General features: G+C 69.6%; 24 protein-coding genes. 20 read left to right on the top strand and 4 right to left on the bottom strand.

Going from position 1 to position 24,337, the window contains the following annotated elements; translation table 11 throughout:
* Nucleotides 1-2: 2 nt before the first annotated feature.
* From AUC47_RS13080 to AUC47_RS13070, 3 genes are read left to right on the top strand one after another with little or no spacing between them, the layout of a single operon-like run.
* The gene (locus AUC47_RS13080) at nt 3-968 is read left to right on the top strand and encodes an ABC transporter permease (RefSeq protein WP_096715600.1); all 966 of its coding nucleotides are present in this window, start codon (nt 3-5) and stop codon (nt 966-968) included.
* Complete coding sequence (locus tag AUC47_RS13075) at nt 965-1,777, top strand: ABC transporter permease (protein WP_096715599.1); 813 nt, start codon at nt 965-967, stop codon at nt 1,775-1,777. Before AUC47_RS13080 ends, AUC47_RS13075 begins: the two co-directional genes overlap by 4 nt.
* Entirely contained in the window at nt 1,774-3,282 is a 1,509-nt protein-coding gene (locus AUC47_RS13070) for a dipeptide ABC transporter ATP-binding protein (protein WP_096715598.1), read from the top strand. Before AUC47_RS13075 ends, AUC47_RS13070 begins: the two co-directional genes overlap by 4 nt.
* On the opposite strand, the gene AUC47_RS13065 is transcribed toward AUC47_RS13070, so the two are convergent.
* On the bottom strand, nt 3,272-3,922 hold the full coding sequence (locus AUC47_RS13065) for a pentapeptide repeat-containing protein (protein WP_096715597.1): 651 nt from the start codon (nt 3,920-3,922) through the stop codon (nt 3,272-3,274). The two genes, AUC47_RS13070 and AUC47_RS13065, sit on opposite strands and share 11 nt — an antisense overlap.
* A gap of 231 nt (nt 3,923-4,153) precedes the next feature.
* On the opposite strand from AUC47_RS13065, the gene AUC47_RS13060 reads away from it, so the two are divergent.
* The 5 genes from AUC47_RS13060 (at nt 4,154) to ndk (ending at nt 10,896) form a co-directional block, all read left to right on the top strand.
* Nucleotides 4,154-4,996 carry a DUF559 domain-containing protein gene (locus tag AUC47_RS13060; RefSeq protein ID WP_096715758.1) on the top strand — a complete coding sequence of 281 codons (843 nt, stop codon included), beginning with the start codon at nt 4,154-4,156 and terminating at the stop codon, nt 4,994-4,996.
* A gap of 339 nt (nt 4,997-5,335) precedes the next feature.
* Nucleotides 5,336-8,710, top strand: coding sequence for an isoleucine--tRNA ligase (gene ileS, locus AUC47_RS13055; protein ID WP_096715596.1), 3,375 nt, complete (start codon nt 5,336-5,338; stop codon nt 8,708-8,710).
* A complete protein-coding gene (locus AUC47_RS13050; RefSeq protein ID WP_096715595.1) occupies nt 8,707-10,059 on the top strand; it encodes a bifunctional folylpolyglutamate synthase/dihydrofolate synthase in 1,353 nt (450 codons plus the stop codon). The genes ileS and AUC47_RS13050 overlap by 4 nt, the downstream gene beginning before the upstream one ends.
* The gene (locus AUC47_RS13045) at nt 10,056-10,478 is read left to right on the top strand and encodes a DUF4233 domain-containing protein (protein WP_256999575.1); all 423 of its coding nucleotides are present in this window, start codon (nt 10,056-10,058) and stop codon (nt 10,476-10,478) included. The genes AUC47_RS13050 and AUC47_RS13045 overlap by 4 nt, the downstream gene beginning before the upstream one ends.
* Before the next feature lies 1 nt (nt 10,479).
* Nucleotides 10,480-10,896, top strand: coding sequence for a nucleoside-diphosphate kinase (gene ndk, locus AUC47_RS13040; RefSeq protein WP_096715593.1), 417 nt, complete (start codon nt 10,480-10,482; stop codon nt 10,894-10,896).
* A 64-nt stretch (nt 10,897-10,960) separates the two neighbouring features.
* Here the strand turns inward: ndk and AUC47_RS13035 are convergent, their stop codons facing one another.
* Entirely contained in the window at nt 10,961-11,578 is a 618-nt protein-coding gene (locus AUC47_RS13035) for a vitamin K epoxide reductase family protein (RefSeq protein ID WP_096715592.1), read from the bottom strand.
* 290 nt (nt 11,579-11,868) lie between these two features.
* Between AUC47_RS13035 and AUC47_RS13030 the strand changes: the two genes are divergently transcribed.
* Nucleotides 11,869-14,361, top strand: a complete 2,493-nt coding sequence (locus AUC47_RS13030) for an Rne/Rng family ribonuclease (protein WP_096715591.1) — start codon at nt 11,869-11,871, stop codon at nt 14,359-14,361.
* Here AUC47_RS13030 and AUC47_RS13025 read toward each other — a convergent pair.
* Nucleotides 14,323-14,592: a DUF4031 domain-containing protein gene (locus AUC47_RS13025; protein ID WP_096715590.1), complete on the bottom strand. Its 270-nt coding sequence runs from the start codon at nt 14,590-14,592 to the stop codon at nt 14,323-14,325. The genes AUC47_RS13030 and AUC47_RS13025 overlap by 39 nt on opposite strands.
* A 212-nt stretch (nt 14,593-14,804) precedes the next feature.
* Here AUC47_RS13025 and rplU point away from each other — a divergent pair, with 212 nt between their 5' ends.
* From rplU to AUC47_RS12970, 11 genes are all read left to right on the top strand, one after another.
* Nucleotides 14,805-15,113 (top strand): 50S ribosomal protein L21, encoded by a 309-nt coding sequence (gene rplU / locus AUC47_RS13020; protein WP_179297631.1) that lies wholly within the window; start codon nt 14,805-14,807, stop codon nt 15,111-15,113.
* Nucleotides 15,114-15,131: 18 nt separating this feature from the next.
* The gene (gene rpmA / locus AUC47_RS13015) at nt 15,132-15,389 is read left to right on the top strand and encodes a 50S ribosomal protein L27 (protein ID WP_017202370.1); all 258 of its coding nucleotides are present in this window, start codon (nt 15,132-15,134) and stop codon (nt 15,387-15,389) included.
* A gap of 75 nt (nt 15,390-15,464) precedes the next feature.
* Nucleotides 15,465-16,964: a GTPase ObgE gene (gene obgE / locus AUC47_RS13010; RefSeq protein ID WP_096715588.1), complete on the top strand. Its 1,500-nt coding sequence runs from the start codon at nt 15,465-15,467 to the stop codon at nt 16,962-16,964.
* Nucleotides 16,961-17,746 (top strand): glutamate 5-kinase, encoded by a 786-nt coding sequence (gene proB / locus AUC47_RS13005; protein ID WP_096715587.1) that lies wholly within the window; start codon nt 16,961-16,963, stop codon nt 17,744-17,746. The genes obgE and proB overlap by 4 nt, the downstream gene beginning before the upstream one ends.
* A 9-nt stretch (nt 17,747-17,755) precedes the next feature.
* On the top strand, nt 17,756-19,009 hold the full coding sequence (locus tag AUC47_RS13000; RefSeq protein WP_096715586.1) for a glutamate-5-semialdehyde dehydrogenase: 1,254 nt from the start codon (nt 17,756-17,758) through the stop codon (nt 19,007-19,009).
* A 65-nt stretch (nt 19,010-19,074) separates the two neighbouring features.
* On the top strand, nt 19,075-19,299 hold the full coding sequence (locus AUC47_RS12995) for a hypothetical protein (protein WP_096715585.1): 225 nt from the start codon (nt 19,075-19,077) through the stop codon (nt 19,297-19,299).
* 6 nt (nt 19,300-19,305) lie between these two features.
* Nucleotides 19,306-19,908, top strand: coding sequence for a nicotinate-nucleotide adenylyltransferase (nadD, locus tag AUC47_RS12990; protein ID WP_096715584.1), 603 nt, complete (start codon nt 19,306-19,308; stop codon nt 19,906-19,908).
* A complete protein-coding gene (locus AUC47_RS12985; RefSeq protein ID WP_096715583.1) occupies nt 19,905-21,131 on the top strand; it encodes a hypothetical protein in 1,227 nt (408 codons plus the stop codon). The genes nadD and AUC47_RS12985 overlap by 4 nt, the downstream gene beginning before the upstream one ends.
* The gene (rsfS, locus tag AUC47_RS12980; protein WP_096715582.1) at nt 21,131-21,508 is read left to right on the top strand and encodes a ribosome silencing factor; all 378 of its coding nucleotides are present in this window, start codon (nt 21,131-21,133) and stop codon (nt 21,506-21,508) included. Before AUC47_RS12985 ends, rsfS begins: the two co-directional genes overlap by 1 nt.
* Nucleotide 21,509: 1 nt before the next feature.
* Nucleotides 21,510-22,199 carry an SDR family oxidoreductase gene (locus AUC47_RS12975; protein WP_096715581.1) on the top strand — a complete coding sequence of 230 codons (690 nt, stop codon included), beginning with the start codon at nt 21,510-21,512 and terminating at the stop codon, nt 22,197-22,199.
* Nucleotides 22,200-22,297: 98 nt separating this feature from the next.
* Nucleotides 22,298-22,582, top strand: a complete 285-nt coding sequence (locus tag AUC47_RS12970; RefSeq protein WP_096715580.1) for a hypothetical protein — start codon at nt 22,298-22,300, stop codon at nt 22,580-22,582.
* A 12-nt stretch (nt 22,583-22,594) separates the two neighbouring features.
* Here the strand turns inward: AUC47_RS12970 and AUC47_RS12965 are convergent, their stop codons facing one another.
* On the bottom strand, nt 22,595-24,250 hold the full coding sequence (locus AUC47_RS12965) for a dipeptide ABC transporter ATP-binding protein (protein WP_096715579.1): 1,656 nt from the start codon (nt 24,248-24,250) through the stop codon (nt 22,595-22,597).
* Between the last annotated feature and the right edge of the window lie 87 nt (nt 24,251-24,337).

The following is a 24,337-nucleotide window of genomic DNA, read 5'->3' as shown; positions in this document are numbered from 1 at the left end:
ACGTGAAGGCTGCGCTCCTCCGCATCGCCGGGCTCGCGGCATCCGTCGTCGTGGTGCTCTGGGGTGCCGCCACGCTCGCATTCCTCGCGTTCCGGGTGATCCCCGGGGATCCGGTGTCTGTCATGCTCGGACCGCAGGCCCAGGTGAGCGAGGCCGTGAAGGACGGCATCCGCGCAGACCTGGGACTCGACCGCCCGCCGTTCGAGCAGTACCTCTCCTTCATCGGCCAGCTCGCCCGGGGCGACCTCGGGGAGTCGTACCAGTTGCGGATGCCGGTGACCGAGGTGATCGGCCGACAGCTCGGCGCCACGCTGCAGCTGTCGGCGCTGGCGCTGCTCATCGCGGTGGTGCTGGCGCTCGCCGTGGCGGTGCTCGTGCGCGGTCGGGTGGGGCGTTCGGTCGCCGCCGGCGTCGAGCTCGTCATCCTGTCGTCGCCGGTGTTCTGGATCGGCCTCGTGCTGCTGAGCGTGTTCGCCTTCGGTTTCGGTTGGTTCCCCGTCTCCGGTGCGCGGAACCCGGCGACCATCGTGCTCCCCGCGATCACGCTCGCGCTGCCCGTCGCGGCGCTGCTCAGCCAGGTGCTGCGCGACGGGTTGACCCAGGCGGAGCGGATGCCGTTCGCCGAGACCGTCCGTGCCCGTGGCGCGAGTGCGGGGTGGTTCACGCTGCGGCACGGACTGCGTCATGGCGCAGCCGGCGCGATCACCCTCGCCGCCTACCTCACGGGTTCCGTTCTCGGGGGTGCGGTGCTCGTCGAGACCGTGTTCGCGCGGTCGGGGCTGGGCCGCGTCACCCTCGCGGCGATCAGCAACCGCGACCTACCCGTGATCACCGGCATCATCCTTCTCAGTGCCGTCGTGTTCGTCGTCGTGAACCTGGTCGTCGAGCTGCTGCATCCGCTCCTCGACCCGCGGCTGCGCGCGCAGCAGTCGCGCCCCACGCGGCGCACGACGGCGGTGCTCCGATGAGGCTCGCGCAGACCGTGCTGCTGTGGTGCGCGATCGCGGTGCTCGCGCTGCTGGCCTTCGCCGCGCTGTTCCCAGGCCTGCTTTCGACGCACGACCCACTGCAGACAGACGTGCGAGCGGCGCTGCAGGCGCCGAGCGCCGAGCACCTGTTCGGAACGGACCAGAGCGGCCGCGACGTGTACTCCCGGGTGGTCTTCGGGGCGGGCCGCTCGATCGGCATCGGACTGCTCGCGACGGCGATCGCCCTCGTCGCCGGGCTCGTCGTCGGAGCGCTCGCCGGTGTCGCACCGCGGGCCGTCGACACCGGTCTCATGCGTGTGAACGACGTGCTCATGGCATTCCCGGAGTTCCTCGTCGCGCTCGTCGTGATCGCGGTGCTCGGACCCGGCGCGGTCAACATCGCCGTCGCGGTGACCCTCGCCGCCGTGCCGGTCTACATCCGTCTCGCCCGTGTGCAGACTCGGGTGCTGCGCGGGATGGAGCACGTCGAGGCCGCGCGCATCCTCGGGGTCGGGCCGGTTCGGGCGTTCGTGCGTCATGTCGCGCCGGGGGTGCTCGGATCGCTGAGCGTGCTGGCCACGATCGGTATCGGGTCCAGCATCCTCGCCGCGGCCGGGCTGAGCTTTCTGGGGCTCGGACCTTCAGAGCCCACGCCCGAGTGGGGTCTCATGCTCGCCGGTGGACGCAACGTGCTCGGGCAGGCGTGGTGGATCGCGGTGTTCCCCGGAATCGCCATCACGGTGACGGTGATCTCCGCGACCATCGTCGGGCGGGTGCTGCGCGCGCGGGCCGAGGGGCGGACGACGTGACCGCCGTACTGGACGTGCAGGGACTCCGCATCGATTTCGTCGCACAGCCCGTCGTCGACGGTGTCTCGCTGCGCGTGGAGGCGGGGGAGTGCGTCGCGATCGTCGGGGAATCGGGAGCGGGCAAGTCGCTCACGGCCCGCGCGCTGCTCGGGCTCACCCCTGCGGACGCCCGCGTGCGCGTCGAGACGCTGACGATCGACGGCACCGACGTCCGGGCGCTGAGCGAGCGACGCTGGCGCGGTGTACGCGGCCGACGCATCGCCCTCGTGTCACAGGACGCCCTCGTATCCCTCGACCCGCTGCAGCGGATCGAGGATGCCGTCGCCGAGCCGCTGCACCTGCACGGTCTCGCGGGCGGGCGGCATCGGGCGCAGACTCGTGTGCGCGACCTGCTGCGGCGGGTGTGGATGCCGGACGCCGAACGCCGCGCGCGGCAGTACCCGCACGAGCTGTCCGGCGGGCTGAGGCAGCGCGCGCTGATCGCCTCGGCGCTCGCCGCCGACCCGGCGGTGCTCATCGCCGACGAGCCAACGACGGCGCTGGACGCCACAGTGCAGGCGAGGATCCTCGGCCTGCTGCGCGATATCGCGGATGCCGGCACCGCCGTCGTCTTCATCAGCCACGACTTCGCCGCCGTGCGCCGGGTGGCCGACCGGGTGCTGGTCATGCGAGGAGGTCGGGTCGTGGAGTCCGGGCCCGTGGCCGAGGTCCTGAAGAACCCGCAGCACGACTACACGCGCCGGTTGATCGCCGCGACCATCCACGAACCGCGGAGAGGCGCTGCGGCTGCCGCGCCCTCCGTGCTCGTCGCGAGCGGGGTCTCGAAGGCTTTCGGCGGCGCGTCGGCGGTCGACGACGCCTCCTTCACCGTGGCGGAGGGCCGCACGCTCGGCGTGGTGGGCGAATCGGGATCGGGAAAGACGACCCTCGCCCGCCTGATCGTCGGGGTCGAGCGTCCGGATGAGGGGGCCCTGGAGTGGTCCACACCCCGACGTGTGCAGCTCGTGCACCAGAATCCGCTCGGAGCGTTCGACCCCCGGTGGACCATCGGACGCTCGCTGCAGGAAGCGCTGGCGGCCGGCGGGGTCCCTCGCTCCGCGCGCGCCCGCCGCGTGGACGAGCTGCTGCGCGAGGTCGATCTCGACGGCAGCCTCGCGCGTCGCCGACCGCACGCTCTCTCCGGCGGACAGCGTCAGCGCGCTGCCATCGCCCGCGCGCTCGCCGCAGACCCGCAGGTGCTCGTCCTCGACGAACCCGTCTCCGCGCTCGACCCGTCGGTGCGCGAACGGGTGCTGCGCCTGCTGCTCCGACTGCAGCGCGAGCGCGACCTGACCATGGTCTTCGTGTCACACGACCTCGATGTGATCGGCGCCGTGGCCGACGACGTGATCGTCATGCAGAACGGGGCGATCGTCGAGAAGGGGACGGTGGGGGCGGTGTTCGCCGCACCGCAGCATCCGTTCACGAGGGAGCTGCTGGAGGCGGGCGGTCCGGTCAGTCGATGACGCGGATGCCGATGCTCGCCGCGAGAACCGGGGCCAGCTGCTGCACCTGGAACGACGAGAGCGTCGTGCCGCGCAGGCTGTTCGCGTCGAGGAAGGCACCGGCGTCGAGTCCGCGCAGGTCGACGTGCGTGGCACGAAGGCCTCGAGGGTCGACCTCGTCGCTGCGCGTCTCGGCGAAGCGGACGCGGGTGAGTTCGGCCTGCGGCATGTCGAGCGTGCGGACGCCGCACTCGGCGATCTCGACGTCGGTGCCCTTCGCCCCGCCGAGGTTCAGGTAGTCGATCCGCACGCCACGCAGTTCGAGCTCGTCGATCCGTGCTCCGCTGAGGTCGAGCGTGCCGAGCCGCCCTCCGGTGATCCGGACGCGACGGATACTCGCGTCCCGCAACCGCAGCGAGGCGACGCGTGCATCGGTCATCGCGACGTCGATGAGGGTCGCTCCCGTGAAGTCGACGCTGTCGGCATCCGCGGAGATCGTGCACTGCTCGAGCGAGGAGTGCGCGAGGTCGACGGTGTCCTGGAGGTCGAGTGCTGTCGCGAGGAGGTCGGCACCGCGCGCCGGTCGCGCGTCGTCGAGCCGTGGAGGGAGGTCGGGAGGGGAGACCCGAGGGGCGACGAGGGTGTCGGATGCGCGAGCCATGCGTCGAGCGTATGCCGGGGCGCCGACACTCGTCGTGTCCCAGAGCAGGCCTCCGCTCGGTGATCTCAGCTTCCCTCCCCCGCATTCGGAGTGTCGGGCCGAGGGAAACGCATTCGGCCGCGCGAGCATCCACGCGGATTCCTCCTGCACAGGTCCGATACCGTTGCGGTCTCTCCCCGGATGCGGGAATCGCGCACGTCGGCAGTCGCTGCACGCCTCCAGACTGAGCTGATGCGAAGAAACATCGGCACCGTTGTCGAAGCGCTGAGTCGCGGCGACGGCGTCCTGCGTACGCGCACGCTGCAGCGGCGCGGGTTCACTCCGAGCGATATCCGCTCCGCCGTCGAGGCCGGTGCAGTCGTACGACCGCGGCGTGGGTGGCTGGCTCTACCGTCAACCGAGCCGTTGCTGCTCTTCGCCGCCACCTACTGCGCGGTGATCACGTGCCGTTCGCAGGCGATGCGCCTGGGTCTCTGGGTGCACGATGCGAGCGGACCTCCTCATGTCCCGGTCGGCGCGAACGCGGAGGGAGGGGGTCGTATACCAGCCAGGGTGCACTGGGGAAGCCCGGTGGTTCCCCGGCATCCGGATGCGCTCGTCGATCCGATCGAGAACGTGCTCGCGCATATCGCCGAATGCGAGCCGTTCGAACAGGCTCTCGCGACGTGGGAATCGGCGCTCAACAAGTCCCTCGTCACGCTCGACGCGCTGAAGAACTACGCGTGGAAACCGGCCGCCCGCGAACTCCTCGCTCAGGCCTCGCCCTTCGCGGATGCGGGGCTCGAGACGTACCTGCGCCTTCGTCTGCGCTGGCTCCGCGAGCCCATTCGCGTGCAGATATGGATCGCAGGCCACCGCGTCGACACGCTCATCGGGGATCGTCTCGTCGTCCAGATCGATGGCGCCCATCACGTCGGTGCGCAACGCAGCGAGGACATCCGGCACCATGCTGACCTCAGGCTGAGGGGATATCACGTGATCCGGGTGTCGTACACGCAGGTCATGTTCGACTGGCCCACGGTGCAGGATCTGATCATGCGCGCGGTGGCGCAGGGGCTGCATCGGTCTCGGTGAACCGTCGCTTCGCTCGGCCATGTGAGTCTGCCTCGGCCCACCCCGCAGTATGTGGCCGAGGCAAAAGCGAAAGGCCGAGCCGAGAGGGAGCGCGGATGCCGGAGGCACGGCGCCCCGCGTACAATGGACGCACGAGCATCGATCCGGCCATCACCGGGGAGCTCTCGGAAGAACGGTCGCGAGACCCAGTAGAACCGAGCGGGGCAGGCCCGTCACAGCCGCAGTGAGAGTGGTCCCGCCGTGAGGCGCGGCACGCGAGGTGGTACCGCGGTCCATCCGGGGAGTGAATCCGGAGGGTCGTCCTCGCAGCAGCATCCGCCACGACTCCTGCGAGACGACATGACCTACCCGCGTTCCTCCTTCGGCCCCGCCGCCGACCAGGCTGCCTCCGTCGCCCCGAGCCCGCGCTTCCCCGAGATCGAGCGCGAGGTGCTCGACTTCTGGAAGCAGGACGACACGTTCCGCGCCTCGATCGAGCAGCGCGAGGGCCAGGACGAATGGGTGTTCTACGACGGACCGCCGTTCGCCAACGGCCTGCCGCACTACGGGCACCTGCTGACGGGCTACGCCAAGGACCTGTTCCCGCGGTTCCAGACCATGCTCGGCAAGAAGGTCGACCGCGTCTTCGGCTGGGACACGCACGGGCTGCCCGCCGAGCTGGAGGCGATGAAGCAGCTCGGCATCACCGAGAAGAGCGAGATCGAGGCCATGGGCATCGACGTCTTCAACGAGAAAGCGCGCTCCTCGGTGCTGAAGTACACGCACGAATGGCAGGACTACGTCACGCGCCAGGCGCGCTGGGTCGATTTCGAGCGCGGATACAAGACGCTCGACCTCGGGTACATGGAGAGCGTCCTCTGGGCGTTCAAGACCCTCTACGACAAGGGTCTCGCCTACGAGGGCTACCGGGTGCTGCCGTACTGCTGGCGCGACGAGACGCCGCTGTCTGCGCACGAGCTGCGCATGGACGACGACGTCTACCAGAACCGCCAGGACCCGTCGGTGACGGTGACGTTCCCGCTCACAGGGGCGAAGGCCGAGGCTTTGGGCCTGACCGCCGTGCGAGCCCTCGCCTGGACGACCACACCGTGGACCCTCCCGACCAACCTCGCGCTCGCCGTGGGTCCTGACATCGAATACGTCGTGCTGCCGGCAGGCCCCGGCGGCGCCGCCGACGTGCACGCCGCGGCGGGAACCGAGGATGCCGCGGTCGAGGCCTCGGCCCACCGCTACCTCCTCGCCCGCGAGCTGCTCGCCGGGTACGCGAAGGACCTCGGCTACGAGAGCGCCGATGACGCGCTCGCCGCGGTCGACCAGACCGTGCGCGGCTCGGAGCTGCAGGACGTCACGTACGACCGCCTCTTCGACTACTACGCGGATGCCGAGACGTACGGCACCGAGAACGCCTGGCGCATCCTCGTCGACGACTACGTCACGACCAGCGACGGCACCGGCATCGTGCACCAGGCACCGGCCTACGGTGAGGACGACCAGCGCGTCGCCGGTGCCGCCGGCATCCCCACGATCCTGTCGCTCGACGACGGCGGGAAGTTCCTCCCGAGCGTCACCGACGTCGCGGGGATGCTGTGGATGGACGCGAACACGCCCCTGATCCGTCTGCTGCGCGGCCAAGGGCGCCTGCTGCGGGAGCAGAGCTACGTGCACTCCTACCCGCACTGCTGGCGCTGCCGGAACCCCCTGATCTACAAGGCCGTGTCGAGCTGGTTCGTCCGCGTGACCGACATCAAGGACGACCTCCTCGCGAACAACGAGCAGATCACCTGGGTGCCCGAGAACGTGAAGCACGGCCAGTTCGGCAAGTGGCTCGAGGGCGCGCGCGACTGGTCGATCAGCCGCAACCGCTACTGGGGATCACCGATCCCGGTGTGGAAGAGCGACGACCCCGAGTACCCGCGCGTCGACACCTACGGCTCGCTCGAAGAGCTGGAGCGCGACTTCGGCACGCTGCCACGCAACCCGCAGGGCGAGGTCGACCTGCACCGTCCGTACATCGACGACCTGACCCGGCCGAACCCCGACGACCCCACGGGCAAGAGCACGATGCGCCGTATCGAGGACGTCTTCGACGTCTGGTTCGACTCGGGGTCGATGCCCTACGCGCAGGTGCACTACCCGTTCGAGAATCAGGAGTGGTTCGACTCTCACTCGCCGGCCGACTTCATCGTCGAGTACATCGGGCAGACCCGCGGCTGGTTCTACGTCATGCACGTGCTGTCGACCGCGCTGTTCGACCGCCCGGCGTTCACCGGCGTGAGCTGCCATGGCATCGTGCTCGGCAGCGACGGCTACAAGATGTCGAAGTCGCTGCGCAACTACCCCGACGTGTCGGAGGTGCTCGACCGCGACGGCTCGGACGCCATGCGCTGGTTCCTCATGTCGAGCTCGGTGCTGCGCGGAGGCAACCTCGCGGTCACGGAGGAGGGCATCCGTGCCGGAGTGCGCGAGTTCCTGCTGCCGCTGTGGAGCTCCTGGTACTTCTTCGCGACCTACGCCAACGCGGCGAAGGACGGCGGCTACGAGGCGTCGTGGCGCACCGACTCGACCGATGTGCTCGACCGCTACATCCTCGCCCGGCTCGGCGAGCTCGTGCGCGACGTGCGCGCCGACCTCGAGGGGCTCGACTCGACCACGGCGTCCGCGCGCCTGCGCGACTTCGCAGAGGTGCTCACCAACTGGTACATCCGCCGCTCGCGCGACCGGTTCTGGGAGGGCACCTCCACGGAGGCGTTCGACACGCTCTACACGGTGCTCGAGACGCTGTGTCGCGTGGCCGCTCCGCTGGTGCCGCTCGTGAGCGAGCGCGTGTGGCAGGGACTGACCGGCGGGCGCAGCGTGCATCTTCAGGACTGGCCGGATGCCGACGCATTCCCCGCCGCCGACGACATCCGCGACGCGATGGATGCCGTGCGCGAGCTGTCGAGCGTCGGCAACGCGCTGCGCAAGAAGGAGAAGCTCCGCGTCCGTCTGCCGCTCGCGCGCCTCACGGTGGTGTCGCCTCTGGCCGACACGCTCGGTCAGTTCGAGGACATCCTCCGCGAGGAGCTCAACGTCAAGTCCGTCGAGCTCGTGCCGCAGTCCGACACCACGGCCGCGGACTACGGCATCAGCCACCGCCTCAGCGTCAACGCCCGTGCGGCAGGCCCGCGTCTCGGCAAGAACGTCCAGACCGTGATCAAGGCCGCGAAGGCGGGGGACTGGTCCGAGACCGACGGCGTCGTGACGGCGGGCGGCGTTCCGCTGGAGCCCTCGGAGTACGAGCTCGTGCTCGAGACCTCCGGGCGCCCGGAAGGTGAAGCGCTCGCACTCGTGCCGGGCGGCGGTTTCGTGTTGCTCGACACGCAGACGACGCCCGAGCTCGAGGCGGAGGGCCTCGCGCGCGACGCGATCCGCGTCGTGCAGGAGGCTCGCAAGAACGCTGGCCTCGATGTCAGCGACCGCATCGTGCTGGCGCTCAACGTGACGCCGGAGGACGCGGCGGCTCTCACCGCGCACGCCGAGCTCATCTCCCGCGAGACGCTGGCCATCGCCTTCGCGGCGCAGGCGACCGACGGCCTCGATGCCGTGATCGACGGGGTCGAGAGTCCGGGCGACGGCGTCTTCCGGTCGGGCGCGCGAGCGCTCGGCTCGGCGAAGGGCCCGATCATCGTCACGATCGACGCCACGTCCGCGGTGCGTGAGGGGGCGAGCGCATGAGTGCTCGTGACCGGGCGGATGCCGTCTACGAGACCCTGCTGAGCCGGGCCGGCGAACGCTGGGTGCAGCCGCGCAAGGAGCGCACCGCTCGTGTGCTCGAGCTGCTCGACGACCCGCAGCGCACCTACCGCGTCGTGCACATCACCGGGACCAACGGCAAGACGTCGACGGCGCGCATGATCGAGAGTCTGCTGCGCGCCCACGGGCTGCGCACCGGGCTCTTCACGAGTCCTCATCTGGAGCGGTTCACCGAGCGGATCATGATCGACGGCGAGCCCATCGCCGACGAGGCCGTGGCGGATGCCTGGGACGAGATCGAGCCGTTCGTCGGCATCGTCGACGCCGAGCTCGAGGCCGCGGGCGAGGAGCCGCTCACGTTCTTCGAGCTGCTCACCGTGCTCGCCTTCGTCGCCGTGGCCGACGCGCCGGTCGACGTGCTCGTGCTGGAGGTCGGCATGGGAGGCGAGTGGGACTCGACGAACACGGCCGACGGCGATGTGGCGGTCTTCACCCCGATCGACATCGACCACGCCGACAGGCTCGGGAACACGATCGCCGAGATCGCGACGGTCAAGGCGGGCATCATCAAGGACGGCGCGGCCGTCGTCTCGGCCGAGCAGTCCGAGGCCGCGGCCGAGGTGCTGCGCCGTGCGGCGGCGGACCGCGGCGCGTCGATCGCGTTCGAGGGTGCGGACTTCGGTCTCGTCGAGCAGAACCTCGCGGTCGGAGGACAGCTCATCACGATCCGCGGCCTCGCGGGGAACTACGTCGAGGAGTACCTGCCGCAGTACGGGGCGCATCAGGGGCACAACGCCGCCCTCGCCGTCGCGGCCGTGGAGTCGTTGATCGGCGGCGCGCAGCAGCGCATCGCCGACGACATCGTCTCCGAGGGGCTCCAGGGAGCGACTTCGCCCGGGCGGCTCCAGCTGCTCGGCATCTCTCCGACGGTGATCGTCGACGGCGCCCACAACCCGCACGGTGCCCGCGCGCTCGTGCAGGCGATGGGCGACAGCTTCGACTTCGACGAATGGGGCGTCGTGCTCGGCATCCTCGCCGACAAGGATGCCGCGGGCATCGTCGCCGAACTCGCCCCGGCGGCAGCCCACGTCTTCGCGACCGCGCCGGAGTCGGATCGCGCCAGCGATGCCGACGCCATCGCCGATCTCGTCGAGGCGACCGGACGCCGCGCGACCGTGCACGAGTCGCTGGCGGATGCCGCGGATGCGGCGCGCGAGTGGGCCGCCTCGTCCGACCGCCGAGCCGTCGTCATCGCCGGGTCCGTCGTGCTGGCCGGCGAAGCGATCACGCTCTCGGAGGAGGAGGACTGGAAGTCGGGGTGGCGCGCATGAGCGCCGATTCCTCGCCCGCGCGCCGGTCCCGACCGCCGCGCGCGCCGCGCACCCTCGTGCAGAAGCTCGCTCCGATCGTGCTCGGCTTCGAGTCGATCGTGGTGTTCCTCGCGGGGCTCACGATCTTCGGCCTCAAGACGCTGCCACCCGGCATCCCGCAGTGGTGGGGGATCGTCGGAGGAGGCGTCGTCGGGCTCGCCTGCCTCGCGGTGGCCGGCATGGTCACGAAGCCGTGGGCGATCACTGCCGGGTGGGTCATCCAGGCCGTCATCGCGCTGTCGGCGATCCTCGTCCCCGCCATCCTGCTCGTCGTGCTGATTTTCGGCGGCATGTGGGCGTATGCGACCATCGGAGGGGCCCGATTGGACGCACGACGCCCCGACGGATCCGCCACCGAGACTCACACAGAGAGCGAATGACATGGCCACCGAAGAAACCCTCGTCCTCGTCAAGCCCGACGGCGTCGCCCGCGGCCTCACCGGCGCGATCCTGGCGCGCATCGAAGCGAAGGGCTACGCGCTCGTCGACATCCGTCTCGTCGAGCCCGACCGCGACCTCCTCGCCGCCCACTACGCCGAGCACGAGGGCAAGCCGTTCTACGAGCCGCTGCTCGAGTTCATGCTCTCCGGCCCGTCGGTCGCGATCCGCCTCGCAGGCAACCGCGTGATCGAGGGCTTCCGTTCGCTCGCCGGCACGACCGACCCGACCACTGCAGCTCCCGGGACGATCCGCGGCGACTTCGGCCGCGATTGGGGCCTCAAGGTGCAGCAGAACCTCGTGCACGGCTCCGACAGCCCGGAGTCCGCGGCCCGCGAGCTCGACATCTGGTTCGACTGACGGTTTGCACGACGAAGCCCGCCGCACCTCAGGTGCGGCGGGCTTCGACGTGTCAGGCGATGAATCAGAGGATCATGCCGATGACCTCGCCGAGGAGGTCGAGACCGCGGAGCTGCGCGAGCAGGATGATGATCGCGAACGCGAGGATGGTCGCCAGCGGCACCCAGGCCATGAGGCTGTTCGCTCGATCCTTGACCCGCTCGTTGCTGGTGAAGGTCCCGTTGCGCGTGAGGTGCACCATCGTGGCGAAGAACGTCGGGATGGTGACCGACCACGTGAGCATGCACCACGGGCACAGCACGCCGAGGTTCGGAGCGTAGAGGCTCTGCCAGATCAGCCAGCAGACCAGGCCGAAGGCGAACGTGACGCCGACGCCGAACGCGGCCCAGAACCACCGGGGGAATCGGGCACCGGCGAGGATCGCGACCCCGACGACCAGGGGAGCGATCCAGAGGCTCAGACCGATCAGCGGGTTGGGGAATCCGAAGATCTCTCCCTGCCAGGATCCGAGGTTCTTTCCGCACTGGATCATCACGCTGACGTTGCAGCTGAGCTCGGCGTCGGGGTTCTCCAACTGGATGAACTTGTCGATCGTGAGCTGGAAGGCGGCGAACCAGCCGACGACGCTCGCGATGATCAGCCAGACGGCGTAGACGACGGGGCGGGTGCGCTGCTCGCTCATATGTGGATTATCACAGCGGTCGCTATGGATCGGGCGTGAGGCGACCGGAGAATATCGAACTCCGACGCGGGCGGGGCCGTCGATGCCGCGTTCGCGGCCACTTGGTGCGATAATGGCCTGTGATGCACCGCTCGACCCGGTCGCAGCACGCATCGACGCAGACTTCGGGGCCGTATGCCCCTCGCGATCAGAGCCCAGAGCCGGTCGCACACCGAATGAGTTCGCGACACCCCGGTGTCGCATGAGAATTCGCGGAGCACCCGGTGCACCGCGCGAGGAGTACGCCAGAGATGGCCGACGAGAACAATGAACACGACGCCCCCACCCTCGACTTCGCTGCGGATGCTGACGCGTCAGCCGCAGTGATCGCGGAGACTCCCCAGGAGTCGCCGGCGGAGGAGACGCCCGCCGAGGACACGGTGGTCGAGATGGACGGGGCGCCCGCTGCTGCTGAAGAGGCTCCTGCCTCTGAGGAGGCTCCTGCTGTCGAGGAGGCTTCTGCGACTGAGGAGGCACCCGCTGCAGAGGAGGCTCCCGCTACTGGGGAGACACCCGCTGTAGAGGAGGCTCCGGCCGCCGAGGAGGCTCCGGCCGCCGAGGAGGCACCCGCTGCAGACGAGGCTCCCGCCGCCGACGAGGCTCCCGTCGCCGAACAGGCCGTAGAGCCTGCCACCAAGGCGCCCAAGCCCGAGGAGCCGGCCAAGCCCGCCCCGGTCACGGCGGTCTCGCTGGGTCTTCTTCCCGAGGTGTTCGTGTCGCAGGTCTCGACGCGCCTGCACTTCTACGCTCCCGAGATCGTGCCGCTCCCGGCGCGGCCGGGGCGAGACCGCGATCTCGACCGCGACGGCGACGAGTCGTCCTCCGGTCGTCGTGGTCGTCGTCGGCGCGGCGGGTCCGATGAGGGCGACCAGCGCGACGAGCCCCGTCAGCCGCGTCAGCGCGTCGTCGAGTACATCACCGAGCCGAAGGCGATCAAGGGATCGACCCGACTCGAGGCCAAGAAGCAGCGCCGCCGTGACGGCCGCGATGCGGGCCGACGTCGTCCGGTGGTCACCGAGGCCGAGTTCCTCGCGCGTCGCGAGTCCGTCGACCGCAAGATGGTCGTGCGGGCCAAGAACGGCCGCACCCAGATCGGCGTCCTCGAAGACGGCGTTCTCGTCGAGCACTACGTCGCCCGCAACCAGGACGCATCGCTGATCGGCAACGTCTACCTCGGTCGCGTGCAGAACGTGCTGCCGAGCATGGAGGCCGCGTTCGTCGACATCGGCCGCGGGCGCAACGCCGTGCTCTACTCCGGCGAGGTCGACTGGGACGGCGTCGAGACCGGCAACCAGCCGCGTCGCATCGAACTCGCGCTCAAGGCCGGCGACCGCGTCCTCGTGCAGGTCACGAAGGACCCGGTCGGCCACAAGGGTGCGCGCCTCACGAGCCAGATCTCGCTCCCGGGCCGGTACCTCGTGTACGTGCCGGGCGGGTCGATGAACGGCATCAGCCGCAAGCTTCCCGACAACGAGCGCGCGCGCCTCAAGCGCATCCTCAAAGAGGTGCTGCCCGAGTCCTCCGGCGTCATCGTCCGGACGGCGGCCGAAGGCGCCACGGAGGAGCAGCTGACCCGCGACGTGCAGCGCCTCACCACGCAGTGGGAGCACATCCGCAAGCAGGTCGAGAGCCAGCAGGCGCCCGCGCTCCTGCACGCCGAGCCCGACCTCCTGGTCAAGATCGTCCGCGACGTCTTCAACGAGGACTTCACGAAGATGCTCATCCAGGGTGAGGACGCGCAGCGCACGATCCGCGCCTACCTCGAGAGCGTCGCGCCCGACCTGCTCGAGCGCGTCGAGACCTACGAGGACGAGGTCGACCCGTTCGACGCGTTCCGCATCACCGAGCAGATCGAGAAGGCGCTCGACCGCAAGGTCTGGCTGCCGTCCGGTGGCTCGCTGGTCATCGACCGCACCGAGGCCATGACCGTCGTCGACGTGAACACCGGCAAGTTCGTCGGCTCGGGCGGGAACCTCGAGGAGACGGTCACGAAGAACAACCTCGAGGCCGCCGAGGAGATCGTCCGCCAGCTGCGTCTGCGCGACATCGGCGGCATCATCGTCGTCGACTTCATCGACATGGTGCTCGAGTCGAACCGCGACCTCGTGCTGCGCCGTCTGATCGAGTGCCTGAGCCGTGACCGGACGAAGCATCAGGTCGCCGAGGTCACGTCGCTCGGGCTCGTGCAGATGACCCGCAAGAAGCTCGGGCTCGGCCTGCTCGAGACGTTCAGCGAGGCGTGCGAGGTGTGCGCCGGCCGCGGTGTCATCGTTCACCACGACCCCGTCGTCAAGCACCGCTCGAACGGCAACGGAAACGGCAACGGCGGCACGTCGTCGAACAACCGTCGCCAGCGGAACGGAAACGGGCAGGGTCAGAGCCCCGCACCGGCGACCACCCACAGCATCCCCGAGGGCGCCAAGTCGGCGCTCGCGCAGATCGCCGCGTCGACGCGAGCTCCCGCCGCCGATGTCGTCTCCGATGCTCCGGCCGAGGTCCCGACCGATGCCGCGCCGCAGGACCGCCCCAAGAAGCCCCGCAAGAAGCGCGGTTCGGAGCGGAAGGGACCCAAGTCGCCGGCCGAGCAGCTGCTCGACTCGGTGCTCGACGCCCTGCCTGAGCCGAAGGCGCCGGGGCAGGGCAGGGGACGCCGTCGTGTGACGACCGCCGCGCTCACCGGCACGCCGGTGTCGGTGAACTCCGACTCAGCGGGTGCGGTCGCGTCCTCGGACGCGGAGTCCTGACGCGATCAGCCGGGTGACCAGCTCCTTGCCGCCGACGTGCTGAGCGCCGGCGGCGATGAGTCGCGGCAGCGCGTCCTCCGGCACGTCGTAGTGGTCGAGGTCGAAGGCTCGACGGGGCAGTTCCTGGGCGCGCGCGAACGCGTGCAGCTCGTCGAGGCTCTCGTCGCTGACCAGGTGCGCCCAGAGTCGTCCGTGGGCGGGCCAGACGGGGTCGTCGACGAGGATGGTCATCCCGTCAGCCTACGACCGGACACGCTGCCCCTGGCGTTTTGCCTCAGTGTCCGGCATCCGGTAAAGTAGTCCCTTGGTGCGCATGCCGCGTCGTCCTCGACGGTCGGAGCGGAAAGTCTTGCAGCCGCACCCGTCGCCCCGCGACGCATGCAAGCAACAGTCTTCCCGTGAGATTCTCGGAGCCCCGAGCTCCCCAACGAAACAGGTATGAAGTGGTTTACGCAGTAGTGCGCGCCGGTGGGCGGCAGGAGAAGGTCGAGGTCGGCACGATCGTTCAGCTCGACCGTGTTCAGGCTGCTCAGGGCGAGAAGATCGAGCTGGCCGCTGTGCTGCTCGTCGACGGCGCCACGGTGACCACCGACGCTGACCAGCTCGCGAAGGTCAAGGTCACGGCTGAGGTGCTCGGCAACCTCCGCGGTCCGAAGATCGTCATCCAGAAGTACAAGAACAAGACCGGCTACAAGAAGCGTCAGGGCCACCGCCAGGAGCTCACGCGCGTCAAGATCACCGGCATCAAGTAAGACCGAGGAGACCAGGACATGGCACACAAAAAGGGCGCAAGCTCCACCCGCAACGGTCGTGACTCCAACGCACAGCGACTGGGCGTCAAGCGCTTCGGCGGTCAGCAGGTCCTCGCCGGCGAGATCATCGTCCGTCAGCGCGGCACCCACTTCCACCCGGGCGTGAACGTCGGCCGCGGTGGTGACGACACTCTGTTCGCTCTGGCCGCCGGTGCGGTCGAGTTCGGCGCGAAGGGCGGCCGCAAGGTCGTCAACATCGTCGCCGCTGCTGAGTGATCACAGCACGACAGTAGACATCCGAATCGGGGCGGGCTTCGGCCCGCCCCGATTCGCTTTTTCAGGGAGAGAGACATGGTCACCTTCGTCGACACCGTGACGCTGCATCTGCGCGCGGGCAAGGGCGGCAACGGCTGTGTCTCCGTGCACCGCGAGAAGTTCAAGCCGCTCGGCGGCCCCGACGGCGGCAACGGCGGGGACGGCGGGGACATCGTGCTCGTCGCCGACCCGCAGACGGGCACACTGCTCTCGTACCATCACTCTCCGCACCGCAGTTCCGGCAACGGCGGTCCCGGCATGGGCGACCACCGCGCGGGGTTCATGGGCGAGGACCTGGTGCTTCCCGTCCCCGTCGGCACCGTGGTGAAGAACTCCGCGGGCGACGTGCTGATCGACATGATCGAGCCGGGGGAGCGCTTCGTCGTGGCTCACGGCGGTCAGGGCGGTCTCGGCAACGCGGCTCTCGCGACTCCGAAGCGCAAGGCGCCCGGCTTCGCTCTGCTCGGCACGCCGGGGCAGGAGGGCGATGTCGTCCTCGAGCTCAAGACGGTCGCCGACGTCGCACTCGTCGGATACCCGTCTGCCGGGAAGTCGAGCCTGATCGGAGCCATCTCCGCCGCCCGGCCGAAGATCGCCGACTACCCGTTCACGACCCTGCACCCCAATCTCGGTGTCGTGCAGCAGGGCGACTTCCGCTACACCGTCGCCGACGTGCCGGGTCTGATCGAGGGAGCGAGCGAGGGCCGCGGTCTGGGTCTGGAGTTCCTTCGTCACGTCGAGCGCTGCTCCGCTCTCCTGCACGTCCTCGACTGCGCCACGCTCGAACCGGGTCGCGATCCGATCTCCGACCTCGACGTCATCCTCGCCGAGCTCGCGGCCTACGAGGTCCCCGAGGGGCAGACGCCGCTCCTCGAGCGTCCCCAGCTCGTCGCCCTGAACAAGGTCGACGTCCCCGAGGCGCGCGATCTCGCCGACCTCGTGCGTCCCGACCTCGAGGCCCGCGGGTTCCGCGTCTTCGAGATCTCCACGGTCTCGCACGAGGGGCTCCGCCCGCTGACCTTCGCGCTCGGCGAGATCGTCGAGCAGCACCGTGCCGAGCAGGCCGCTGCCGCTCCGGTCCGCGAGCGCGTCGTGATCAAGCCCAAGGGGTCGCAGAAGGACTTCACGATCCGGGTCGAGGGCGGCACCTACGGCAACGTGTACCGCATCATCGGCGAGAAGCCGGTGCGCTGGGTGCAGCAGACCGATTTCCAGAACGAGGAGGCCGTCGGCTACCTCGCCGACCGTCTCGAGAAGCTCGGCGTCGAGGACGAGCTCTTCCGCCTCGGCGCCGTGCAGGGCTCGACCGTGGTCATCGGCGAGGGCGACAGCATCGTCTTCGACTGGGAGCCGACAATGTCGTCGGCTGCTGAACTCATGACGGCTCCGCGCGGTACCGACCCGCGTCTCGCCCCCAACGGTCGTCGCACGACCTCGGAGCGGCGCGAGCAGTACTACGAGCGGATGGATGCCAGGGCCGTCGCCAGGGCGGAGGCGGAGGAACGTCGTCTCGCGACACGCGAGGACGACGCGTGACAGCTCGCACCAGGGCCGATCTGGCGACCGCCGCGCGCATCGTCGTGAAGGTCGGCTCGTCGTCGATCAGCGGTGAGGCGTCCTGGCGCATCCCGGTGCTGGTGGAGGCACTCGCAGCCGCGCACGCCCGCGGAGCAGAGGTGATCCTCGTCTCGTCCGGCGCGATCGCCACCGGCATCCCGTTCCTGCGTCTCGACGCCCGGCCGACCGACCTGGCGACGCAGCAGGCGGCCGCCGCCGTGGGGCAGAACATCCTCGTGTACCGGTACCAGGAGGCGCTTCGTCCGTTCGACATCGTCGCCGGCCAGGTGCTGCTCACCACAGGCGACCTCGAGAACCCGACCTCGCGCAGCAACGCCCGTCGGGCGATGGAGCGTCTGCTCGGCCTCCGCATCCTCCCCATCGTGAACGAGAACGACACGGTCGCGACGCAGGAGATCAGGTTCGGCGACAACGACAGGCTCGGAGCGCTGGTGGCCCAGCTCACGCAGGCGGATGCACTGGTGCTTTTGAGCGACATCGAGTCCCTGTACACGCGCCCACCGTTCGACCCCCGTGCCGAGCCGATCGACGTCGTCGCGCCGGACGCCGATCTCTCCGGACTCGAGTTCGGATCGACCGTCGTCAACAGCGTCGGCACCGGGGGAGCAGCGACCAAGGTCTCGGCCGCGCGGCTCGCCGCGGCATCCGGAATCGGCGTGCTCGTCACGAGCGCCGACCTCGTCGGCCAGGCCCTGACCGGCGAGGAAATAGGGACCTGGTTCGAGCCGGCGCTCTCCTAGACTGGGCGGATGACCGACCAGACCCCGCAGGTGCGTCTCGAGCGCGCCAAGGAGGCGTCCCGCGCCACCGCCGCGCTGACCAGTGATGACAAGGCCCGTGCGCTCGAAGCGATCGCCGCGGCCCTGGAGGCGAACGCCGAAACGATCATCGCCGCGAACGCCCGCGACATCGAGCGTGGTCAGGCCGATGGAATCGGCGACTCGCTGATCGACCGTCTGCGCCTCGACCAGAAGCGCGTCGCCGCCCTCGCCACCGCCGTGCGCGAGGTCGCGGCGCTCCCCGACCCGGTCGGCCGCGTCGTCGGCGGGCATCGGATGCCGAACGGCGTCGCCCTCGAGCAGGTCCGTGTGCCCTTCGGGGTCGTCGGCGCCATCTATGAAGCCCGCCCCAACGTGACCGTCGACATCGCGGCACTCGCTCTGCGGTCGGGCAACGCCGCCGTGCTCCGAGGCGGCAGCGCGGCGCGAGACTCCAACACCGTGCTGGTCGAGGTCATGCGCGACGCCCTGAGCGGAGCCGGCATCACGCCCGAGGCGATCCAGACCGTCGACGACTTCGGCCGCGAGGGCGCCAAGGCGCTCATGCACGGCCGCGGATTCATCGACGTCCTCGTGCCGCGGGGCAGCGCGGGGCTCATCGAGACGGTGGTCACCGAGTCGACCGTGCCGGTGATCGAGACCGGCGCGGGCAACGTGCACATCGTGCTCGACGAGAGCGCCCCGGACGACTGGGCGCGCGACATCGTGGTGAACGCGAAGGTGCAGCGTCCGAGCGTCTGCAACGCGGTGGAGACCGTGCTCGTGCACCGTCAGGCCGCCCCCCGTCTCGTGCCGCTGATCGCCAGCGCCCTGCAGAGCGAGGGCGTCGCGATCCACGGCGATGACATCGTCGCCGGCCTCGTCTCGAACGTCATCCCGGCGACCGAGGAGGACTGGGCCACCGAGTACCTGAGCCTCGACATCGCGATCAAGGTCGTCGATACCCTCGACGACGCGCTCGAGCACATCCGCCGATACAGCACAGGGCACACGGAGTCGATCGTCACGACCGACTCCCGCAACGCCGAGCGCTTCCTCGCCGAGGTGGACTCCGCCGTCGTCATGGCGAACACGTCGACGCGCTTCACCGACGGCGGCGAGTTCGGCTTCGGCGCCGAGGTCGGCATCTCGACGCAGAAGCTGCACACCCGCGGCCCCATGGGACTCGCCGAGCTGACCAGCACGAAGTGGCTGGCGCGTGGAGCGGGGCAGACTCGTGGCTGAGGGCTAGACTAGGTGGCGCTGCGGCGCTTCGAGCGCCCACCCGCCAGCCACGAAACGGAGCAAGGATGAACCTCGTCGCACAGATCGCGATGGCCGCCGCCGAGACCGAGCACCACGGAAACGTCGCTCTCGAGACCGTCATCTTCGGCGTGATCGCCGCGATCGTGTTCGCCTTCCTCGCGCTCGTCACGCTGTCTTACAAGAACGTCGCCAACCGCCACTCGGCCAAGGCCGAGGCCTGGGCCGCCAGGCACGGCAAGGACGGACACGAGGCGGGGCACGGCCACTAGTCCCGTATGACTGACACGACCTCGCGCCCCGCGCGCATCGGTGTGATGGGTGGAACGTTCGACCCCATCCACCATGGACACCTCGTCGCCGCGAGCGAGGTCGCGCACTCCTTCGGGCTCGACGAGGTCGTCTTCGTCCCCACCGGTCACCCCTGGCAGAAGTCCGACGTCACGCCCAGCGAGCATCGCTACCTGATGACCGTGATCGCGACCGCTTCCAATCCGCAGTTCACGGTCAGTCGCGTCGACATCGATCGCGAAGGGCCCACCTACACGATCGACACCCTGCGGGACCTCAAGAAGGCTCGGCCGGACGCCGAGCTCTTCTTCATCACCGGGGCCGACGCCGTGGCGCAAATTCTCAGTTGGAGGGACCATGATGAACTGTGGGAACTGGCCCACTTCGTCGCGGTCTCCCGCCCAGGCCACATCCTGAGCACCGACGGCCTCCCGAGCGACGACGTCAGCCAGCTGGAGGTGCCTGCGCTGTCGATCTCGTCGACCGCCTGCCGCGCGCGGGTGCGCGAGGGGGAGCCGGTCTGGTATCTCGTTCCCGACGGAGTCGTTCAGTACATCGCGAAGCATCATCTGTATCGGAGCAAGGCATGAGTACATCGGATCAGCCCGCGCAGGGCCCGCTGACACGAAAGCAGCTGCGGGAGCTCCGACTGACGGGCTCCACACCGGTCATCACGCCCGACGAGGCAGCGGCCGCTGCGGAGGCAGCCGCCGCCCCCGCTGATCCGACCCCGGAGGAGTCGGCTGCGGCACCACAGCAGGCGGCCTCCGAGCGCGAGGACACGGGCGAGACGCGGTTGACGCGCCGCCAGGTGCGGGAGCGCATCCGCACGGCATCCGTCCCGGTCGTCGACGGAGAGCAGATCCAGGGGGAGCAGAGCGAGTCCGCCGACGAGACGGCGGAGAAGGATGCCGCGGCGTCCGACGTCGTCCCTGATCACACGTCGCCTGTGGACGAGTCCGTCGTCACCGCTGTGCCCGTGTTCGCTCCTCCCGCGCCCTCCGGGGCACAGGACGCCTCGTCGGAGGACGAGGTCGAGGAGGAGCTCACGGTTCTCCCCGTCAGCGCCGCCGCGAGCGTCGACTCCGTCGGCGTCGTGCCGCTCGTGCCCGCATCGGTCGAGCCCGAGGAGGGGCCCTCCGACGAGGCCGAGACTGACGCACAGGACGAGGAAGACCCCGTCGCGGCCGTCGCCGCGCTCGGGATCGAGGTCGAGACCCGCCCCGAGACCGACGAGGACGATGCCGCGGAGGACGACGTGCTCGCCGACGTCGACGAGGCGGACGACGTCGTGGTTCCCGACGGCGAGCGCCCGACGGTGAACTCGGCGTTCGGCAGCGGTGTGCTCGGCAGCGACCCTGAGCCGCAGAAGCCCTTCGCCCCGTCGTTCGACGAGCTGCTCACGGTCGGAGATTCGACCGGGTCGCACCGCGCTCCGAACACCCTGATCTTCACACCCGGACCCGGCGAGGGCTCGCTGTCCGGACCCGTGGCCTCCACGGGCGAGATCCTCGTCACCGGCTCGTACGAGCTGCCGAAGGGCCTCGGATCGCAGGGCCACGCTCACGGCACGACGGACGGCAAAGACGTCGATGCCGTCCTCATCGACGGAGAGCTGCCCCCGGCATCCTCTCCCACTCCGATCGCGGCGAGCTCCGCGATCAGCACCATCAAGCCCGCCGGAGAGGTCATCCGTCCCCCGGCGCCCGAAAAGGGCAACCGGCTCATGATCATCCTCGCGATCGTGGCGGGTGGTCTCGCCCTCGCGGTCGGGGTCGCCGTCGTGATCGCCATCACCACGAATGTGTTCTGATGCAATCACCTGAAACCGCCGAAGAGATGCTGCAGATCGCAGCCGAGGCCGCCGTCTCGAAGGGCGGCGAGGATCTCGTCGCTCTGAACGTGTCTGAGCCTCTGCCGCTCGTCGACATCTTTCTGCTCGTCACCGGGAACAGCGAGCGCAACGTCGCTGCGATCGCCGACGAGGTCGAGGATCGTCTGATCGACGCAGGACACAAGCGCGTGCGCCGCGAGGGCCGCGCGGAGGCGCGCTGGGTCCTGCTCGACTTCGGGGACCTGATCGTGCACGTCTTCCACCAGGAGGAGCGGGTGTACTACGGGCTCGAGCGCCTCTGGAAGGACTGCCCCGTCATCCCGATCGAGCTGGCCGAGTCCGCCGACCGCAACTGACATGTCCACCCACCTGGTCACGGGTGCCGGTTCCGGGATCGGCGAGGTCGTCGCGCGGCGCCTGCTGGAGCGCGGGGACGACGTCGTCGTGCTCGCGCGAGACGCCGGTCGAGCCCGCGAGATGACCGCATCGCTTCCCGGGGCTACCGCGCTCGTCGGTGATCTCGCACAGCCCGGTCGGCTGTCGTGGGCGTTCTCGAAGCAGCCGCTGCCTGAGCGCATCGACTCGCTCATCCACGTCGCGGGAGTCGTCGACCTCGGACCGGTGGCCGAGCTGCCGCCCTCGCTGTGGGAGCAGCAGCTCGCCGTGAATCTCGTCGGCCCCGCCGAGTTGACCAGGCTGCTCCTGCCGGTGCTGAGGGTCTCGCGAGGACGGGTGATCTTCGTCAACTCGGGAGCGGGTCTGCACGCTCATGCCGGGTGGGCCGCGTACGCGGCGTCCAAGCACGGCCTGCGCGCGCTGGCCGACGCCCTCCGGGCGGAGGAGGCCGAGCACGGCGTGCTCGTGACCTCGATCTACCCGGGCCGCACGGCGACGCCGATGCAGGAGCGTGTGCACCAGCAGGAGGGGCGGGAGTACGACGCCGCCCGTTACATCACCCCGGAGAGCGTCGCGACGACCATTCTCACCGCCCTCGACCTCCCGCCTGACGCGGCTCTCACCGACCTCACCGTTCGACCCGCCGGCTGAGCCTTCTGCCGTCGATCGTCGCGATTGTCAAGGGGCTCGGCTCTTCTCATCGCGCCGGAGATGATCTCCGCGGGGAGAGAGTCTTGGAGGGCTGTCGCATGAACGGAGATCCGGAGCCGAGATACGTGCTCAACCGCATCACCCCGTCGGAATGGGTGATCAACGACCGGCGGTATGCCGAGAACGACCCCCGCTACGTCGTGGCGTGCGTGTACGAATACGCGGAGACGGAGGTGGAGGTCGTGTGGCTGCGGGATCTCCCTCTGGCCATCCGCTACTCCACCGCGTACGACGTGCTGGAAGACGTCTCGCGAGTGCAGGACTCGAGCCGGGCGACGCGGCCGATCGCCATCCCGCACCTGCCGCCGCTGCTGGCGACCTGAGAAGCCCGGCGCTCAGGCGCTGAGGCGAGTCCGCCGCGCCAGCATCCCGCGGTCGGCCCTGGTCTGCGGCGGGATCGCCGACAGCAGCGACTGCGTGTACGGGTGGGTCGGGGAGCGGTAGACCGTCTCGGTATCGCCGACCTCGACCATCTCACCGAGGTACATCACGGCTACGCGGTCGGCGATGTGGCGCACGAGCGACAGGTCGTGCGCGATGAACACGATCGACATGCCGAGGCGCTCGCGCAGATCGCACAGCAGGTCGATGATCTGCGCGCGGATCGAGACGTCCAGCGCCGAGACCGGCTCGTCGCAGACCAGCACGTCCGGATCGAGGGCCAGCGCCCGTGCGATGCCGATGCGCTGCCGCTGGCCGCCGGAGAACTGGTGGGGGAAGCGCGAGCCCATCTCCGGTGACAGTCCGACGAGCTCGAGCAGCTCCGCGACGCGCTCCCGACGGCTCCCGGCCGAGCCGGTGCCCGTGGCCGCGAGCGGCTCGGCGATGAGCTGCTGCACCGTCATCCGGGGATTCAGGGACAGATAGGGGTCCTGGAAGACCATCTGCACGCCCTTGCGCAGCGTCTTGCGGTCCCGCAGGCGACCACGGGTGACGTCGCTGTCGCGATATACCAGCGTCCCGGCATCGGGGGAGTCCAGGCCCACCAGCAGCCTGGCGAGGGTGGACTTGCCGCTGCCCGACTCGCCCACGATCGCGAGGATCTCGCCGCTGCGCAGCTCCAGGTCCACGCGGGCCACGGCGGCGACGCGGTGCGCACGACGGCCGCTGCCCGAACGGAACGTCCGCTCGACGGCGGTCGCCCGCAGGATCGGCGCGGACCCGTCGTCCTGGACGGCGGCGCTCACGTCCTTCGGCATCGAGTCGAGCAGCTGCGTGGTGTACGGATGCTGCGGTGCGGTGAGCACGTCGTCGGCGCTGCCCGACTCCACGATGCGGCCGTGGCGCATGACGGCGACGCTGTCGGCCACCTCCATCACCACGCCGAGGTCGTGCGTGATGAGCAGGATGCCCATGCCCAGCCGATCGCGCAGGGAGAGCAGCAGATCCAGGATCTGCGCTTGCACCGTGACGTCGAGCGCCGTGGTGGGCTCGTCGGCGATGACGAGATCGGGATCGAGGGCGATCGCCATGGCGATGAGGATGCGTTGCCGCTGCCCTCCGGAGAACTGGTGCGGGTAGTCGTGCACGCGCTTCTCGGGCGCGGGGATGCCGACGAGGGAGAGGAGCTCGACCGCCCGAGCGCGGACGTCGCGGCGCGACATGCGCCGGTGGGCGCGGAGGAGGTCGCCGATCTGATCTCCGACGCTCAGCACAGGGTTGAGGGCCGATAGGGCGTCCTGCATCACGAGGCTGACCTTGACGCCGCGCAGGCGTCGATGCTGCTCGGAGGAGAGAGTCAGCAGGTCGGTGCCGCCGAGCGCGAGCGTGTCGGCGTGCACCTCTCCCTCGTCGATGAGCCCCATGATCGCGCGCGCGGTCATCGACTTGCCCGAGCCCGATTCGCCGAGCAGCGCGAAGACCTCGCCGCGGCGTACCGAGAGGTCGATGCCGTCGACGACGCGGTTGCTCCTGCCGTCTCCGGTGAGCGTGACGGTGAGTCCGGCGACCTCGAGCACGGTGCCGTCTCCGGGTGCAGACGTGTTCTCCATGGACACATCATGCCACCACATCCGACCCGAAATGTTTCGAACAGGAAACATCTCAGCCGAATTTTCTCAAAGTAGTTGACATCAGTG

Origin of the sequence: Microbacterium sp. SZ1, assembly GCF_002362255.1 — a bacterium.
Classification (GTDB): domain Bacteria; phylum Actinomycetota; class Actinomycetes; order Actinomycetales; family Microbacteriaceae; genus Microbacterium.
This window is presented reverse-complemented; position numbering and strand designations above follow the sequence as displayed.

Coding starts and splice junctions, on each gene's coding strand:
- AUC47_RS12975 (WP_096715581.1), top strand. CDS start 21,510: ATGTCCACCCACCTGGTCACGGGTGCCGGTTCCGGGATCGGCGAGGTC.
- ileS (WP_096715596.1), top strand. CDS start 5,336: ATGACCTACCCGCGTTCCTCCTTCGGCCCCGCCGCCGACCAGGCTGCC.
- AUC47_RS13065 (WP_096715597.1), bottom strand. CDS start 3,922: ATGGCTCGCGCATCCGACACCCTCGTCGCCCCTCGGGTCTCCCCTCCC.
- AUC47_RS12965 (WP_096715579.1), bottom strand. CDS start 24,250: ATGGAGAACACGTCTGCACCCGGAGACGGCACCGTGCTCGAGGTCGCC.
- AUC47_RS13075 (WP_096715599.1), top strand. CDS start 965: ATGAGGCTCGCGCAGACCGTGCTGCTGTGGTGCGCGATCGCGGTGCTC.
- obgE (WP_096715588.1), top strand. CDS start 15,465: ATGGTCACCTTCGTCGACACCGTGACGCTGCATCTGCGCGCGGGCAAG.
- AUC47_RS12995 (WP_096715585.1), top strand. CDS start 19,075: ATGAACCTCGTCGCACAGATCGCGATGGCCGCCGCCGAGACCGAGCAC.
- rpmA (WP_017202370.1), top strand. CDS start 15,132: ATGGCACACAAAAAGGGCGCAAGCTCCACCCGCAACGGTCGTGACTCC.
- AUC47_RS13030 (WP_096715591.1), top strand. CDS start 11,869: ATGGCCGACGAGAACAATGAACACGACGCCCCCACCCTCGACTTCGCT.
- AUC47_RS13050 (WP_096715595.1), top strand. CDS start 8,707: ATGAGTGCTCGTGACCGGGCGGATGCCGTCTACGAGACCCTGCTGAGC.
- AUC47_RS13000 (WP_096715586.1), top strand. CDS start 17,756: ATGACCGACCAGACCCCGCAGGTGCGTCTCGAGCGCGCCAAGGAGGCG.
- AUC47_RS13025 (WP_096715590.1), bottom strand. CDS start 14,592: ATGACCATCCTCGTCGACGACCCCGTCTGGCCCGCCCACGGACGACTC.
- nadD (WP_096715584.1), top strand. CDS start 19,306: ATGACTGACACGACCTCGCGCCCCGCGCGCATCGGTGTGATGGGTGGA.
- AUC47_RS13060 (WP_096715758.1), top strand. CDS start 4,154: ATGCGAAGAAACATCGGCACCGTTGTCGAAGCGCTGAGTCGCGGCGAC.
- AUC47_RS13035 (WP_096715592.1), bottom strand. CDS start 11,578: ATGAGCGAGCAGCGCACCCGCCCCGTCGTCTACGCCGTCTGGCTGATC.
- rsfS (WP_096715582.1), top strand. CDS start 21,131: ATGCAATCACCTGAAACCGCCGAAGAGATGCTGCAGATCGCAGCCGAG.
- AUC47_RS12970 (WP_096715580.1), top strand. CDS start 22,298: ATGAACGGAGATCCGGAGCCGAGATACGTGCTCAACCGCATCACCCCG.
- AUC47_RS12985 (WP_096715583.1), top strand. CDS start 19,905: ATGAGTACATCGGATCAGCCCGCGCAGGGCCCGCTGACACGAAAGCAG.
- ndk (WP_096715593.1), top strand. CDS start 10,480: ATGGCCACCGAAGAAACCCTCGTCCTCGTCAAGCCCGACGGCGTCGCC.
- AUC47_RS13045 (WP_256999575.1), top strand. CDS start 10,056: ATGAGCGCCGATTCCTCGCCCGCGCGCCGGTCCCGACCGCCGCGCGCG.